14 protein-coding genes are annotated in these 14,693 nt (G+C 63.2%); 7 read left to right on the forward strand and 7 right to left on the reverse strand.

All coding sequences use genetic code 11. The features are described from left to right. Positions 1–69: 69 nt before the first annotated feature. Complete coding sequence (locus tag BDK61_RS06250; RefSeq protein WP_004962892.1) at positions 70–822, forward strand: IclR family transcriptional regulator; 753 nt, start codon at positions 70–72, stop codon at positions 820–822. A 105-nt stretch (positions 823–927) separates the two neighbouring features. Here BDK61_RS06250 and BDK61_RS06255 read toward each other — a convergent pair whose 3' ends face one another. Next, positions 928–1,674: a helix-turn-helix domain-containing protein gene (locus BDK61_RS06255; RefSeq protein WP_004962889.1), complete on the reverse strand. Its 747-nt coding sequence runs from the start codon at positions 1,672–1,674 to the stop codon at positions 928–930. 120 nt (positions 1,675–1,794) lie between these two features. Between BDK61_RS06255 and BDK61_RS06260 the strand changes: the two genes are divergently transcribed. Together BDK61_RS06260 and BDK61_RS06265 are read left to right on the forward strand one after the other, a co-directional pair. Further along, positions 1,795–2,838 carry a DUF1611 domain-containing protein gene (locus tag BDK61_RS06260; protein ID WP_121302686.1) on the forward strand — a complete coding sequence of 348 codons (1,044 nt, stop codon included), beginning with the start codon at positions 1,795–1,797 and terminating at the stop codon, positions 2,836–2,838. After that, the gene (locus BDK61_RS06265; RefSeq protein ID WP_121302688.1) at positions 2,835–3,914 is read left to right on the forward strand and encodes a dipeptide epimerase; all 1,080 of its coding nucleotides are present in this window, start codon (positions 2,835–2,837) and stop codon (positions 3,912–3,914) included. The genes BDK61_RS06260 and BDK61_RS06265 overlap by 4 nt, the downstream gene beginning before the upstream one ends. A 43-nt stretch (positions 3,915–3,957) precedes the next feature. Here the strand turns inward: BDK61_RS06265 and BDK61_RS06270 are convergent, their stop codons facing one another. Further along, positions 3,958–5,076 carry a polymer-forming cytoskeletal protein gene (locus BDK61_RS06270; RefSeq protein ID WP_004962881.1) on the reverse strand — a complete coding sequence of 373 codons (1,119 nt, stop codon included), beginning with the start codon at positions 5,074–5,076 and terminating at the stop codon, positions 3,958–3,960. A 174-nt stretch (positions 5,077–5,250) separates the two neighbouring features. Here BDK61_RS06270 and BDK61_RS06275 point away from each other — a divergent pair, with 174 nt between their 5' ends. Then, positions 5,251–6,087: a DUF7537 family lipoprotein gene (locus tag BDK61_RS06275; RefSeq protein WP_121302690.1), complete on the forward strand. Its 837-nt coding sequence runs from the start codon at positions 5,251–5,253 to the stop codon at positions 6,085–6,087. Positions 6,088–6,109: 22 nt separating this feature from the next. Here BDK61_RS06275 and BDK61_RS06280 read toward each other — a convergent pair whose 3' ends face one another. Then, on the reverse strand, positions 6,110–7,570 hold the full coding sequence (locus tag BDK61_RS06280; protein WP_121302692.1) for an alpha,alpha-trehalose-phosphate synthase (UDP-forming): 1,461 nt from the start codon (positions 7,568–7,570) through the stop codon (positions 6,110–6,112). Between the two features lie 329 nt (positions 7,571–7,899). Here BDK61_RS06280 and BDK61_RS06285 point away from each other — a divergent pair, with 329 nt between their 5' ends. Next, the gene (locus BDK61_RS06285; protein ID WP_121302694.1) at positions 7,900–8,592 is read left to right on the forward strand and encodes a 6-hydroxymethylpterin diphosphokinase MptE-like protein; all 693 of its coding nucleotides are present in this window, start codon (positions 7,900–7,902) and stop codon (positions 8,590–8,592) included. 15 nt (positions 8,593–8,607) lie between these two features. Here the strand turns inward: BDK61_RS06285 and BDK61_RS06290 are convergent, their stop codons facing one another. Continuing rightward, positions 8,608–9,606: a TIGR04024 family LLM class F420-dependent oxidoreductase gene (locus BDK61_RS06290; protein WP_121302696.1), complete on the reverse strand. Its 999-nt coding sequence runs from the start codon at positions 9,604–9,606 to the stop codon at positions 8,608–8,610. Positions 9,607–9,857: 251 nt separating this feature from the next. Here BDK61_RS06290 and BDK61_RS06295 point away from each other — a divergent pair, with 251 nt between their 5' ends. Both BDK61_RS06295 and BDK61_RS06300 read left to right on the forward strand, forming a co-directional pair. Continuing rightward, a complete protein-coding gene (locus BDK61_RS06295) occupies positions 9,858–10,190 on the forward strand; it encodes a DMT family transporter (protein ID WP_049919248.1) in 333 nt (110 codons plus the stop codon). Positions 10,191–10,298: 108 nt separating this feature from the next. Further along, on the forward strand, positions 10,299–10,979 hold the full coding sequence (locus BDK61_RS06300) for a haloacid dehalogenase type II (RefSeq protein WP_121302697.1): 681 nt from the start codon (positions 10,299–10,301) through the stop codon (positions 10,977–10,979). 95 nt (positions 10,980–11,074) lie between these two features. Here the strand turns inward: BDK61_RS06300 and BDK61_RS06305 are convergent, their stop codons facing one another. From BDK61_RS06305 to BDK61_RS06315, 3 genes are all read right to left on the reverse strand, one after another. Further along, the gene (locus BDK61_RS06305; RefSeq protein WP_121302699.1) at positions 11,075–13,312 is read right to left on the reverse strand and encodes an amino acid permease; all 2,238 of its coding nucleotides are present in this window, start codon (positions 13,310–13,312) and stop codon (positions 11,075–11,077) included. Beyond that, complete coding sequence (locus BDK61_RS06310) at positions 13,309–13,740, reverse strand: universal stress protein (protein WP_121302701.1); 432 nt, start codon at positions 13,738–13,740, stop codon at positions 13,309–13,311. Before BDK61_RS06310 ends, BDK61_RS06305 begins: the two co-directional genes overlap by 4 nt. A 101-nt stretch (positions 13,741–13,841) precedes the next feature. Then, positions 13,842–14,495, reverse strand: a complete 654-nt coding sequence (locus tag BDK61_RS06315; protein WP_121302703.1) for a potassium channel family protein — start codon at positions 14,493–14,495, stop codon at positions 13,842–13,844. Between the last annotated feature and the right edge of the window lie 198 nt (positions 14,496–14,693).

The following is a 14,693-nucleotide window of genomic DNA, read 5'->3' on the forward strand; positions in this document are numbered from 1 at the left end:
GAATAATATTCACCGAATCTGTTCCACTATGACCGGACTTTTTTATACCGGTATCAAGTTCACAGTAGTATGGATAGCTCTAGCGGTCGTCGTCTCCAGACGACCGAAACCTCCCTCGCAATCATCGATGCGGTAAACGAGCTGGGGGAGGCTCGAATGAGTGAGCTTGCGGACCGGCTGGACCTCTCGACGAGCACCATTCACGTCCACCTCAAGACACTTCTAGACCAGGAGTATCTGGTCAAACGAGGCGAGCAGTACCGACTCGGCATGAAACTGTTCCACCTCGGGGAAGGCGCTCGAACCCGGAACGAGTGGTACGAGGTCGCCCGTCGCAAAACACACGAACTCGCCGATAGCTGTGGTGAGGAGGTCACGTTTGCCATCGAAGAGTACGGGCGTGCGATAACGCTGTTCAACGTCGTCGCTAACGTCCCGTCGAAAGGGTTCCAGGTGGGCCGGTACTACTACCTGCACAACTCGGCAGTCGGGAAGGCGATCCTCGCCGCGTTGCCGGAGACCCGAGTCAACGAGATTCTCGACCGGTGGGGACTGCCCGCTGAGACCGAGTACACGGTCACCGACCGAGAAACGCTTCTGGAAGACATCGCCCGCACGGAAGAGCGCGGGTACTCGGTGAACGACCAGGAGGCAGTCGAGGGGCTTCGGTCGGTCGGCGTGCCGGTCACCGCCCCACACGGCGGCGTTCTCGGCGCACTCGACATCTCCGGCCCGCTGTATCGGCTGCCGCCGAACGATGAACTCGCATCGATGCTGCAGGACGTTGTCGATGAACTGGAGTCGGAACTCGGGGTACAGTAGCGTTCAGTCGCGCCTGTCGTCACAAGCGAGGAGCAGCTGTGTGACGCCGATTCTGTGACCACAGACATGCCGAATCAACGTACGGCCTGCGCGGCTCTACTGCCATCAGTCTCGGTCAGTGCCGCTGGGACCGAGAAGCGTGGCCTCGACTTTCCGGAGATGTTCGTGAAACGTCGTCTTCGCGATACCGAGTTCGTCGGCTAGCTCACTTCCGCTTACCGCTCTCGGGTAGTCGTAATAGCCGCGTTTGCGGGCTAGTTCGAACACTTCCCGCTGCCTGTCGGAAAGTTGCCGGACAGCCAGTCCGTCCCGCTCCCTGCTACCGGTGGTCGCCGACGTGATCTGTGTGACGGTTATCGTCGCGTCCTTCTGTGCGCACACGGCGTCGAGTTTCTCCTGTATCGTCGCTCGCGATTCGTCGATAGCGACTGTCCAGTACTCGGTTCCGTCGCGGATTCGGATCGGCTCCTGATTCATGAACCCGTGTGAGACCAGCGCGTCGTGGATGCTCTCTTCGGGGCCGTATTCGACGAGGAGCGTCCGCGTCGCTTTGTTTACCGGTGCTGATATCCCGCCGAAACTACGGCGGGTATCCATTTCCGTGACTGCATGAGTGTGGTCCGACGCTCGGGTCGCCGCAACGAGCGCCTTGACCGCGGCTGCCGACTCAGCGTATGCGACGACGTGGGCCTTGACCTTCCCGTCGACTAAGTACGCAGCGTTAACCAGCAGTCTGGCCGCAGTGGCCGCCGTCACTTCCCGCATCCAGCAGTCAGGATGCTCCAGTTCGAGCGTCAACTGGAGGCCGCCGCTGGACCGAGCAGCGGTCATATCGGAGCTGTCAGTGTCCATTCTTTCTGGGTTCTGGGACGTGGTCTCGCTCTCATTACGGGTTGTCGTCCTCCATCGACGGTAACGATGCCACACATGTAAGGCTCTGGTTTATCAGTCACGCCCGCGGTGTGCATCAGTATGGACTTGCGGCGAAAATACGACGAAGACACGCCCGCCATTGTACTCGCAGAGGGGGAGTTCGGACACCCGGAAGGGAAGACGGCCAACGGTATCGTTATGCACGGAGAGCTGTTCGACGTGCAAGCCGTCGTGGACTCGACGTGTCCAAGCTCCTACGCCGGCGCGGCTCTCGATTGGTCGGCTGCTGACGACGTGCCGGTCGTCGAAACCGTCACCGAAGCGCTGAATCAGGCTCCGGACGCGGCCGTCCTTGTCATCGGTGTCGCGCCCGCTGGCGGTGACCTTCCAGAAGCGTGGGTTGAGGCCATCCAGCGCGCGATGGAGCGCGGCTGTGATGTTGTCTCTGGCCTGCATGTCTTCCTGAGTGAGCGCCCAGTCTGGACCGAGCGCGCCCAGCAACACGGTGTCGACCTCGTTGATGTCCGGAAACCGCCGTCCGTATCTGACCTGACCCTTGGTGATGGTCGCGGGGACGAGGCCGACGCAGATGTTGTCCTGACGATGGGGACCGACTGTGCGGTCGGGAAGCGAACGACGACCTTCGAACTGTACCGTGCGGCGACCGAGGCCGGACTTGACGCCGGCTGGGTCGCAACGGGTCAGACCGGCATCCTCGTCGGCTCGGACCGCGGTGTCGTCATCGACCGGGTTCCGGCTGACTTCGTCTCGGGCGTCGTCGAGGACATGGTGCTCGATGTCGCAACGGACCACGATATCGTGTTCGTCGAAGGACAGGCCGCCCTCACGCACACCGCATACGGTGGCGTGACGCTTGGGTTGCTCCACGGAGCGGCCCCCGATGCAGTCGTGCTAGCCGACGACCCCTCGCGGAAGGCCCGGTCCCACTTCGACGACCTCACCGTGGCCGGCGTCGAGGCCGAACGCCGCGCAATTACCGACCTCACAGAAACGACAGTCGCCGCCCTCTCCACGTGGGGCGACCCGGAGGCGGAAACCGCCAGAACAGGGCTTCCGGCGGCGAACATCTACGACGATGACGGCCCGGAGACACTCCTTGCGGCCGTTCTGGGGGCGCTATGACTCGTATCGAGCGCGTCTCCGCCGAACCGCTTGAGCACGAACTGGATGAGCCGTTCGAAATCTCACTCGGAACCCGAGAGAAAGCACGGAATCTGGTCGTCGCAGTGGAGACTGACTCAGGTATTGTCGGCCACGGGGAAGGGTCCCCGTTACCGCCAGTGACTGGCGAGACGCAGGCAGCTGCCGTGGCGACTGCTCGGTCGGTAACGTCGATGCTTGAGGGGGCTCCACTCGCTGACTACCGCGAACTTGTCGGCGAGGTGCGGACCGCAGTGCCCGGAGCGGTTTCGGCGCTGTTTGCTGTCGAGACGGCACTGCTCGACGCCTACTGTCGCGACCGCGGTATCCCGCTCTCGGAACTGTTCGGCGGCGCGCCGGCCTCAGTTACCACCGACATCACCGTTCCGATAGTCACGCCTGGCGCGGCAGCCGAACGAGCCACGCGTGCCGCGGCTGCGGGCTTCGACCACATCAAGATCAAGACCGGCGGGGCCATCGACGACGACGTTGCCCGAACGGTTGCGGTCGCGGACGCTGCACCCGACGCGACGATTACGGTGGACGCGAATCAGGGCTGGACGCCGAAGGCCACAGAGCAGTTTGTCGACGAGGTGACGGCGGCCGGGGTTGACCTCGCCCTAGTCGAACAGCCGACGCCGAAGGACGATATCCGCGGTCTCGCGAGGACCCGCGACAGACTCTCGGTCCCTGTCGCCGCGGACGAGACCGTGTTCACGCCGGCAGACGCAACGGCCGTGGTTCGCGAAGGGGCTGCCGACGTGATCAACGTCAAACTCGGGAAATCGGGGCTCCTCGGGGCAGCGGCGATTGTGAACATCGCCGAGGCCGCCTCCCTCGACTGTATGCTCGGCTGTATGCTCGAAGGCGCAACCGGGATTGCGACGAGTGCCCACCTTGCCGCTGGGCTCGGTGCCTTCGACTACGTCGACCTCGACGGCCACCTGTTGTTTGAGGAGTGCCCGCCATCGATGTCGTCCGGCCCGCATATCGATATCGACGGGCCGGGACACGGCGTTTCACCGCCGGCGGCTGTGTCAGAGGCGACTGAGAACTGAAGCTGCGTGGCTCGATTTCACACGCAAAATAGCGTCCGAGCGCTTACTCTGCGGACTCTGCTGCCTCTTCGACGTCGGGACTGTCTTCGGACGTATCGCTGCTAGTCGCTCCGTCTGTATCTCCGTCGTCGGTTGTCGCACTGTCCACAGTGGCAGAGTTGTCGTCGGCTGTATCGGCCGCCGGCTCGGTATCGTCAGAATCGCTCCGTTCGATGGCTGGCTCCGTAGTGTCAGTGTCAGCTTCGAGCGATTCGGCCATCTCCGCCATTGCTGCAGCGGACTCGTCCGGCCGGTCTAGCACTGTCTCAGTGTGCATCCGCATCTCCTCGCTGGCCCGGATTGTTCCGTCCACCGTCGCGTTCTCGTGGAGTTCGACGGTCGTCCCGGAGATATCGCCCCAGACCTTCGCGCCCGGGCCGACGCGGACGGTGCCGCTGCGGGTCGTTACATCCCCTTTGATCTCCGTGCCCCGGCCGACCACGATATCGTCTTTCGCGCGCAGGCTCCCGAAGACGACCGTATCCCGGCCGACTTCGAGGGACTTCGCGCGGATGTTGCCGTGGAGTCGGCAGTCGTCGCCGACCGTCGCCGGCGTCGAGACGCGCCAGGCGTCGTCCGAGACGCTCGCACCGCGTGGAATCAGAACCGGGTCGTGCTCGTCACTCCCGTCGTCTAACATCTCGTCGATTACCTCTTCGGCCGCGTCTTCCTCGCCGATGCGGAGGAGCTGTGAGAGATAGACGAACAGGAAGACGATGGTCGGCATCGGGTTGCGGATGACGATCCAGCCGTTCGCCTCGAACCCGTTCTCGATGTCCACGTCGTCGCCGATATCCAGGTCGCCAGCGACACGGAGTTCGCCGCCGATATGTACCCGTTCGCCGATGTAGGCGTCCTCGCCGACAAGCACGTTGTCCGCCACGTCGCACCACATATCGAGCCGACAGTCACCTTCGGCTTCAATGTGGCCGTCAAAGCGGACTCGCTCGTCGGCGATGACTGTCCGCCCGCGCACGCCGAACTCCACGGTCGACTGGCCGCCGACGATGACGTCACCGTCAGTCACTAGGTCGTGTTCCTCGACAGTCGTCCCGTCAGGAATGTCGAGTTCGGACAGCGGGTCGGAGCCGAGAGGCACGGTTTCTATAGCGGTTTCGTTCATATTAAACCCTCATGACGTGCATGACGGGCGTCTGACGCAGGTCAGACGGGAACGGCATCGCCGCGGTTTCGCGCTGGTGGCACAGTCAGTGGCGGGGTATCGAATCTCGACGATAGGGGAACGTGACAGCTGAGCGGCCATAACGAACTAATTCGCTGCTACAGTGACTCCAGTATGTTACTCGAACGCCGCCACCTCTCGCTTGCACTTGTGGTGCTATTGATAGCATCCGCTGGCTGTAGCGGGCTGTTCGGCTCTGAAACGGGCACGGGCATATCTGAGACACCGACCTCGGCTGATGCCAACGGCCCCGCACCCGGTTCGTCCGGCTTCGACGCGGGGGCCATCGAACGTGGACACTTTGAGACGCTGTCGAACTCGTCGTTTACCACCTCGCTGTCGTTCCAGCTTTCGACAGTTCGGGACGGGAAGAACCGGTCGGTGTTCATCAACCGAACCGTCGCTATCGACCGTGAGAGCGACCGGTCGCTGGCCAGCGGTGAACTGGTGCAGGCCAGCGGTGACACGCTGGCAACGACGACCTACACCGCCGACGGAACTACCGCTGAGCGGCGAGTCCTCGCCCGCGGTGAGGAGGAGATGACGGATTACCGCTCCGCATCACCGCCGTACGACGGGCCGGTCCAGCCGGTCAACGAGAGCAGCGTCATCGACCGCTCACTGCTCCAGTCGCTCGGGTCGGACATCAACTGGACCTACGCCGGAACCGAGACGGTTGACGGTGACAGCGTCTCGCGGTTCGAAGCGACCGGGAGCAACGTCACTGGCTTCGCGGCCGACAACGCTGTCTCGACGAACGTCTCGGCCAACGGGACGACGGACACGGCCAGTGCAACGGTTCTCGTTGATGGGGACGGCGTCGTCCGGTCGTTCCAGTACCGGGTGACCACCGAGCGGGACGGCCAGCCGGTGACGGTGACGCTGTCGCTCTCTGCCTCGCAGGTCGACGACACCACCGTTGCGGAACCGGACTGGCTGGCGAACGCGTAGCGCCGGTAACCGACGGCAAAGACTACAGCGACTGCCCGGCGCTGAACTGTCTGGCGACCCACTGTGAACTGTCAAGCGCCTCGACGCCGTGCTGGAGACGCGAAAGTCGGTCACTGGTTTCTGCCGCGTCCAGTTCCAACGCCCGCTCGATGGCGTCCGCAATCGCCTCGATGTCGTGTGGATTGACCGTCAGCGCGCCGTCGAGATGGGTCGCCGCGCCAGCTAGTTCGCTCAACACGAGCGCCCCATCGCCATCGGTACAGGCGACCGGGTACTCGTGGGCGACGAGGTTCATCCCGTCGCGGTGGGGCGTCACGACCGCGACCTCTGCGGCCCGGTACAGCCCGGCGAGCGTCTCGTTGTCGAGGTTGGCCTCGGTGTAGACGATGGGTTGCCAGTCGTCGGTTCCGAACCGGTCGTTGACGCGTTCGATGGCGTCGACGACGTCCGCTCGGTACCGTCGGTAGGCGGCGATTCCCTCCCGTGTTCGGCTCGCCTTCTGCACGTACGTGAAGTCGCCTCGCAGGTCCGGCCGCCGGTCCCAGAGGTGTGCCAACGCCTCAATCCGCTCGGGGATGCCCTTCGAGTAGTCAAGCCGTTCGACGCCGAGCGCGAGACGGATTGACGTGTCCGAGCGGCTGCCGCCCAGCACGGTATCCCGGATACTGGCCACATCAGTGGCCCGCGCTCGGTCCCGAACCCCCCCGACGTCGATACCCAGCGGGTTCGCAATGACTCGTGTCGTGTCGCCGGCGCGAGTAACTGTCCCGCTGTCCGTGTCGACGGTCGCCGCAGGGAACGCGCTGTCGACGCAGTGCAGGAACTGCTCGGCGTACCCTGCCGTGTGAAAACCGATGATGTCGCAGGCCAGCAATCCGTCAAGCAGCGCGCCGCTGTGGGGGCAGTGCCGGAACACCGACGGCGCGGGCCAGGGGATATGCCAGAACTGCAACAACGTCGCATCTGGCCGTCGCTCCCGGACCAGTCTGGGCGCGAGCGCTAGGTGGTAGTCTTGGAACCAGACCGGCTGGCCCGCATCGGCGACCGTATCGACGGCCTCAGCAAACTGCTCGTTGACGGCGCGGTACTGCTCCCAGTAGGCCGGCTCTGCCCATATCCGACCCGTATCCTCGTGGCAGAGCGGCCAGAGCACTTGGTTGGCGTAGCCGTAGTAATAGCCCTGCACCGCCGCGTCGGAGAGCGGGACGCGTTTCAGGTCGTACGCGGGGTCAGATGGCGGTACTTCCACGATGCCTTCGTCGGCGACGGCCATGTCGGCGTCGCCGCTACCCCAGGCGACCCAGGTACCGCCCCGTGACTGCATCACCGGGTCGAGTGCGCTTGTCAGGCCACCGGCTGCGGACTGGACCTGTATCTCGCCGTCGTCGTCCTGCTCGTGGCTATACGGTTCGCGGTTCGAGACGACCACGAGCGAGTCCGGAACGGCATCGTTCTGCGCGTTTCCTGACACTCCCGGGCCCATTTGCCGCTGGTAAGGACTGCCCCGTCTTGAGGCTGTCGTGGAGCGCTGGCGTAGCGACATAGCGTAACAAGTCATCGCTGCCTGTGAAGCCCGCCATCTGTGTCTGACGGTAAGAGAAAACTTATACCGGAGGCCTCGAAAGAAAAGGGTGAAAGCCGAAAGGGCACCCGGGTAGGGGTACACGGACGTGCCATTTCGGCTCAACTCGGTTTATCTGGACACGAATTCGGCAGCGACAGCTACGCTGTGGGGTATTTGTGTGTGGGTGCGATATGACTGGCTCGGTGAACAAGACAGAAACACGCCCCCCGCGTAGTGCGTGACGAGAAATGGAATTTCGCACCTGGGAACCAGTGTACGAGGCTATCCTCGACGACTTCGGCTACCCTCGTGACGGCGACGAGCGCGCCTGTGACCGCTTCGTCGAACTGCTCGGTGACGACAGGACGTACGACCCGGCGAGTCTTGGACTCGACGGTGCAACGGTCGCCGTCGCCGGGGCCGGCCCGTCGCTCGAATCCGAGGCCGACCGGGCAGCCGACGCCGATGTGGTCCTCGCGGCCTCCACGGCCGCCGACCGCCTCCGGGCGGAAGGCGTCGCCATTGACTGCATGGTCACGGATCTGGACAAGAACGCCGACACCGGGCGGGAACTGACAGCTGCCGGGACACCAGTCGTCGCCCACGCTCACGGTGACAACATCCCCGCACTGGAAACACACATTCCGGCCTACGACAGCGAGTTCGTTGTGCCGACGACACAGGCGGCCCCTGCCTCGCCGGTCCGCAACTACGGCGGCTTCACTGATGGCGACCGTGCTGCGTTCTTCGCGGACCACTTCGGTGCTGCCTCGCTGGTGTTCCCCGGCTGGGACTTCGAGGACCCGTCTGTGACGACCGAAAAGCGCCAGAAACTCCGCTGGGCCGAACGCCTGCTGCGCTGGCTGGAACAGCGCCGCGGCGAGCGATTCGACGTGCTTGACGGCCGACGCGACGATATTGACCCGGTCGCTACCGACTGAAACCGACTCGCAGACTCAGGGCGCTAACACGTCGATGGTCGTGTCGATAGTGTCTCGTTCTGCAGCGCGGGGGAACGAGATGTTGATTGCGTCCACGCCATCGATGTCCTCGAACTGTGCGATGCGGTCGCGACAGTCCTCGGGCGTGCCGGCAACGGCAATGCTGTCCAGTAGCTCGTCGCTGATGGCATCGATGGCGGCCCCCTTGTTGCCGGACCCCCACTGCTCAGCGATTTCGTAGGCGGTGTCCTCGTATCCCTGCCGGGCCAGCGCGTCGCGGTAGAAGGTCCCCATCCCGCCGATGTAGAAGGCCACGTGCTGACGGGCCAGTTCGCGGGCCTGCTCCCGGTCGTCCATCGCACAGCACGTCAGCGACAGCGTCACCCGCTGGTCGGCGCGGTCGCGGTCGCCGAGGTCCGCGCCGTGCTCGAAGTCTTCCAGCCGGTCCCGCAAGCCGTCCGCGGTCAGCATGAGTGCGTGCCAGCCGTCGGCGAAGCGACCGGCGAGTTCGACTGATTTCGGCCCGAGACCGCCAGCGTCCACGGGCGGCGCGGATTCGGGCGGGTCACAGCGCAGTCGGAACCCGGACAGCGAAAAGATGTCTCCGTCGTAGTCGACCGTTTCCCCGGAGAGCACTAATTTCATGATGTCGACGGTCTCCCGCGTGTACTTGAGCGGGCTCTCGAACTCACGGCCGTGCCAGCCCTCGATGACGATAGGCCCGGAGGGTCCGACGCCGGCGCGGAAGCGGCCGTCCGAGACTTCCTGTAACGTCGCCGCGGTCTGGCCGAGCAGCGCCGGGGACCGCGAGTACACGTTCAGAATCGAGGAGCCGAGGCCGACCGTCGACGTATGTTCGGCAATACTGGTCAGCGTCGTCACCGCGTCCCGCCCCCACGTTTCCGGGAGCCAGACCCGGTCGTAACCTCGGTCCTCGGCCTGCTGGCTCATCCCGACGAGCGTGTTGACCGACGGCTGGGCTGCGACCGGGAGATACACGTCTCGCGCTGTCATCTGTCGCCCTCCACGCGTTGTGCGGTGACCGGGCAAACTCCTGTTAGCGACTGGAACATATGTATCTGAGACATGGCTCGCAGTGCGGCCGCACGGGAGATAAAGCCACATGAGAGGGGGAGTGTCGCCCGTTGTCCGCGGTTTATTGACAGGGAGGTGACCGGGTTGGCAGCGTTTCGGGAGAGGAGACTGCGGACCTGACGGCAGCCGAAATGTATATTATCTGTCCACAATTCTCGGCGAGTGAACCCGTGAATCCCTATGCCCTCCTCGGAGCCGCGATTGTGTCCGAACTGCTCGGGACAACGTCGCTGAAACTCTCGGAAGGCTTCTCACGCCCTGTCCCCAGCCTCGGGGTCGTCGTCGGCTACGGCCTGGCGTTCTATCTGGTGTCGCTGACGCTTGAAGACCTCCCCATCGGCGTTGTCTACGGCACCTGGGCCGCGCTGGGAATCGTCGGTGTGGCCGCAATTGGAATTGTCGTGTTCGACGAGCCTATCGACCTCCCCGGTGCTGTCGGCATCCTGCTCATCATCATCGGTGTGTACTGTGTCAACGTCCTCTCGGAGATGTCTGCGCACTGAGCGGGACCCGGTCACGACACGCCCAGCGTCGAGAGCGCGCCCGTGCCTGACGGCTGTGTGCCTGACTCGGCGACCGGCTATATGAGGCACCCGGTTCTACGGGTGCCTATGCCGTTCGACTCGGACCGCGTGACGACGATCACATTCGACTCGTACAGCACCATCGTCGACGTTGAGGCCGCCCAGAAAGCCCTCGCCGACCGGGTAGACGACCCCCAACCGGTATCCCGGCTCTGGCGCTCCCGTTCGCTGGCGTACACGTTCCTCGCGAACCAGATTGACGCTTACAAGCCGTTCTACGAGATGAACCGCGATGCGCTCCAGTACGCGGTAGATGCTCACGGTGTCGACATCACGACCGAAGAGCGCGACGAGATTCTCGCAGTCTATCACGAACTCGACGTGTTCGACGACGTTCGCGACGGCATGAACAAACTCTACGACGCCGGCTACGACCTCTATGTCGTCTCGAACGGCAACCCCGAGATGCTCGACTCCATGGTTGAGTTCGCCGGTATCGGCGGCCTGCTCGAAGACACCGTCAGCGCCGACGAGATCCAGACGTTCAAGCCAGCAGCAGAGCTGTACCGTCACGCAGCGGAGCGAACGGCGACCAACATCGAGGAGATCGCCCACGTCACCGCAGGCTATTTCGACGTGTACGGGGCGATGCACGCCGGGATGCAGGGTGTCTGGGTCAACCGCGACGACGGCCCGTGGGACGCCTTCGCCGGCCAGCCAGACCTCACTATCGGGTCGTTCCACGACCTTCACGACGAACTGATGTGAAGCGTCGAAAAGTCAATTCGCGGTTCTGGTTCGGTGGTTACGTCAGGAGAGTCAGGAGATAACGTCGCAGGCGTCTCAGGGAAAATACCGGCTACTCAGAACAGTCGCTCAATCAGGCCACGGTTGCGGCGTTTCTCCGCCAGCAGGACAGAACACTCCACGTCGTCGACAACGTCCAGCACGAGCGATTTGGAGACGAGTCGGCGAAGCAGACCCTCCTCGGTCGCACCGATGAGGAGGAGCGTTGCATCGGTGGCAGCGTTCCGGATAGCAGTCTCGACATCCCCGGACTTGACGAGGCGATCTGCGTCTTCCAGCCCCTGCTCGGCTGCCCATTCTTCGAGGAATCGCTCGCCTGCCTCGCGGTCATCGTCGACGTTGAGCAGCGTCACGTCGGAACCGTACTCGGACTGCAACAGTTTCGCGATGCCGGCTGACAGCTCGGAGTCCGGTCCACCGGCTGTCGGGAGCAGGATGCGAGAGGGGTCGAACCCGCGGTCACGGAGCACGAGGAAGTCACAGGGGACTGTCTCTGTGAGTTCGTCCATGGCAGACTCCGCCCGCCCGGGCGAGCCGTGCGCGTCTGGCCCCCATCCCATCACGACGAGGTCCGCCGTCTGTGTGCGGGCGGCGTCGAAGATAGCCTCGTAGGACTTGTGCGAGAGGATCGTGTGTGTTTCGACATCGACGCCGAACGTCTCGGCGTCCTCGCGGGCGTTATCGAGCAGTTGCTGTGAGCTCTTGTCAATCTCATCGGATCGGTCGGCGGCAGCCGAAAGCGCCGTCTGGTCGGGGACGGTGACGATGTGGGTCGCGATTACGGTTCCGCCGCGCTGTTTGGCGATGGCGCTGGCGAGCGTGATGAGTTCCTGTTCGTGTGCGGGATTTGCCAGTGGGACCATCACGCGATACTGGCCGCCGTCGGGCTGGACGCCGGCAGCAGCACTAACGGCCGCGTCGGGCATCTCGTCGGACTGTGAAATGATGTGTTTCGACAGAATTCCCTGTTTTTCTGTACGCGAACGGGCGTAGAAGCCGTACCACAGTATCGCCGCGGCGGCAATACCGAACGAGAGCAACAGTGCGTCTCCGGCGACGAACACCAGTAGTGCGAAGGAGAGGACGACACCGAGAACCGGTAGCAGGGGATACAGCGGCACCACGAAATCCGGCGTGTACTCCTCCGGGTTCACGTACCGCATGACGATGAGTGCGACGTTGAGCAATCCATAGATGATGAGATGCAGTCCCGACGCAGCGCCCGAGAGCAGCGTCAGATCCCCGATCACGATAAACAGGAGAATCAGGCCGCCGGTAATGCCGATTGCCCTGTACGGCGTCCCGTAGCGGGGGTGTATCTCGTTGAGGGCCGGCGTGACGATCCGGTCACGCCCCATAGCGAAGTTGATACGCGAGGACGCGAGGATAGAGGCGTTGGCGCTAGACGCTGTGGCGAGCAAGCCGCCGAACAGGAGTGCACCCCCCATTGCGGCCCCCTGAATGTAGTCCCCGACCTCGACGACGGCGATCGGATTCTCGGCATCAGAGCTGATGATGTCCGCGATGAACCCCTGCGGGACGGCCGCGCTCATAATCACGAGGACGAGCGCGTAGATGACGGTCACGATGACGACGCTCCCGATGACCGCCCGCGGGAGATTCTTGCCGGGGTCTTTGATCTCCTCAGCGACGCTCGTAATCTGGACGAACCCGAGATAGGAGACGAAGATGAGGCCCGTCGTCTCTAGTGTGGTAACCACGTCCGTCGCAGCCGGGAGGTTCGACGGTTCGGCTCGGAGCGTCCCGAGGAGCGTAAACACAGTGAGAATACCGATCAGCAAGACAACGATGATGTTCTGTAACCGGCCCGTCTCCTTCGCGCCGACGTAGTTGATGAGAACGAAGAAAGCGCCGCCGGCGAGTGCCACCAGTTTTACGACGGTAATCGATACCGGGCCGACTCCGACACTGCCGGAGAGGCTGAAGATGCGAGCGATGTACCGGCCGAACCCGACCATGTAGAAGGCGCTCGCGAAGGCCAGACCGAGCCAGTTGGCCCAGCCGGCGACCGAGCCGAACATCGGCCCAAGCGCGTGGTTGACGTAGTAGTAGGCCCCGCCCGAACGCGGCATCGCAGTGCCGAGTTCGCTGGCCGACAGTGCCGTGAACATGGCGATGATGCCGCCCAGTACGAACGCTACCGACGCGAGTGACCCGGCCTTGAGGATCGCTTCTCCCGGTAGGACGAAGATGCCAGCACCGATCATCGTCCCGACACCGATGGTCAGGGCCGCCAGTGGCCCGAGGTCCTTGGCAAGGTCCTCCTCGCTCATGTCTCCTCCTCTCGGGGCAGCGCGATGACGGGACGGTCCGCCCCGGTCACAAGTTTCAGGGAGATATCACCGGAGAGAAAGTGCATGAGCCGGTTCCCGCCACGGGACCGATAGGCGATGGCGCTGGCGTCCACCTCGTCGGCTGCCTCGAATATCTTCGCCGCGATATCTCGACCGTAAGCGGTGTGGTCGTCGGCGTCAGGGAACACGGACCGGACAGCGGCGTACGATTCCTCGGCTAAGTCTTCTGATTGTTCGACCGGTGTCTTGTCAGGGACGCCACCGCCCTTTTCGACGACGTGAAGCGTGGTCACGCTACTCGGTTCGTACGGTTCAAGCGCCTTCGCTGTCGCCAACGCATCGTCTGCATTGGCGACAGGGAGAACTACGTGGTCGAGGATATCCCTGTCCGTGGACTCACTGCTCATGGTGGTGGGTGAATCCACTCGCTGTTAAGGGTACGTATCCACTGTTTCGAATATGAAGAAATAACAGGAGATGGCGGACGGAACTCCGACAATTCAGATCACTACCCGCGCATAAGCTTCAACACTTCGTCGACGACATCGGTTTCGACGGTGAGAATATACTGCTCCTCAGCCTTCAGAACCGTATCAGCTCCCGCGAGTTCCGTTCGGTCCGCCGTCGAGATCAGCAGGCTGCCGGACGGAAGCGCAATTTCGTCGAGACGACGCCCCGCCACAGGAGCGGACGGGGCGACGGTCACCTTGATGATATCGAGGTCTGCGGTCGGATAGACGAGTGTCCGGATGTCTTCCCCGGTCAGGATATCTGCCGCGTGGTCCCCACCGAGATACTCGGGTAGCAGCGTTGCGTCGACGACTTCATCGTACTCATGATCCGCCTCCGTCTCCGCTCTCGCGATGGTCCGAATCGAGGGCGCGTACTGCTGGGCTTCCATGCAGATGGCGAGGTTCGTGCCCGGTTCGTCGGTGAGCGCTGCGATAGCGTCGGCCTCGGCCAGGTCGGCCTGTTGCAGAATCGACGGTCGCGTGGCGTCACCGTGGATGACCGGCCCGATATACGCATCTGACAGCGCCTCGACGCGCTCCTCGTCGGACTCGATCAGCAGTACGTCGTGACCCTGATCGACGAGGTTTTCGGCGGTCTGTTTCCCGACGCGGCCGCCGCCGGCGATGACGAATCGCTTTGTCTGGGCCATTAGCCTACTGTTGACAACGTGCCATCTTCAATGCCCCGACAGTTCCAACCGACTGAGAACACAGTCGGCCGTACTGGGGGCCAGTCAGCAGAAGCTTTTATCAAATCCCCTCACAGTTCTTACAATAGAAGAACTAACCCCGGTACTCAAATGGACCGAATAGAGTACATACAGCGTATGATGGACGGCGCGCCGATT

The organism is Haloarcula quadrata, assembly GCF_003634715.1.
In the GTDB taxonomy this organism is placed as follows: domain Archaea; phylum Halobacteriota; class Halobacteria; order Halobacteriales; family Haloarculaceae; genus Haloarcula; species Haloarcula marismortui.

Excerpts from the sequence above, each read along its gene's own strand:
- BDK61_RS06250 (WP_004962892.1), top strand. The coding sequence starts at position 70 with ATGGATAGCTCTAGCGGTCGTCGTCTCCAGACGACCGAAACCTCCCTC.
- BDK61_RS06255 (WP_004962889.1), bottom strand. The coding sequence starts at position 1,674 with ATGGACACTGACAGCTCCGATATGACCGCTGCTCGGTCCAGCGGCGGC.
- BDK61_RS06260 (WP_121302686.1), top strand. The coding sequence starts at position 1,795 with ATGGACTTGCGGCGAAAATACGACGAAGACACGCCCGCCATTGTACTC.
- BDK61_RS06265 (WP_121302688.1), top strand. The coding sequence starts at position 2,835 with ATGACTCGTATCGAGCGCGTCTCCGCCGAACCGCTTGAGCACGAACTG.
- BDK61_RS06270 (WP_004962881.1), bottom strand. The coding sequence starts at position 5,076 with ATGAACGAAACCGCTATAGAAACCGTGCCTCTCGGCTCCGACCCGCTG.
- BDK61_RS06275 (WP_121302690.1), top strand. The coding sequence starts at position 5,251 with ATGTTACTCGAACGCCGCCACCTCTCGCTTGCACTTGTGGTGCTATTG.
- BDK61_RS06280 (WP_121302692.1), bottom strand. The coding sequence starts at position 7,570 with ATGGGCCCGGGAGTGTCAGGAAACGCGCAGAACGATGCCGTTCCGGAC.
- BDK61_RS06285 (WP_121302694.1), top strand. The coding sequence starts at position 7,900 with ATGGAATTTCGCACCTGGGAACCAGTGTACGAGGCTATCCTCGACGAC.
- BDK61_RS06290 (WP_121302696.1), bottom strand. The coding sequence starts at position 9,606 with ATGACAGCGCGAGACGTGTATCTCCCGGTCGCAGCCCAGCCGTCGGTC.
- BDK61_RS06300 (WP_121302697.1), top strand. The coding sequence starts at position 10,299 with ATGCCGTTCGACTCGGACCGCGTGACGACGATCACATTCGACTCGTAC.
- BDK61_RS06305 (WP_121302699.1), bottom strand. The coding sequence starts at position 13,312 with ATGAGCGAGGAGGACCTTGCCAAGGACCTCGGGCCACTGGCGGCCCTG.
- BDK61_RS06310 (WP_121302701.1), bottom strand. The coding sequence starts at position 13,740 with ATGAGCAGTGAGTCCACGGACAGGGATATCCTCGACCACGTAGTTCTC.
- BDK61_RS06315 (WP_121302703.1), bottom strand. The coding sequence starts at position 14,495 with ATGGCCCAGACAAAGCGATTCGTCATCGCCGGCGGCGGCCGCGTCGGG.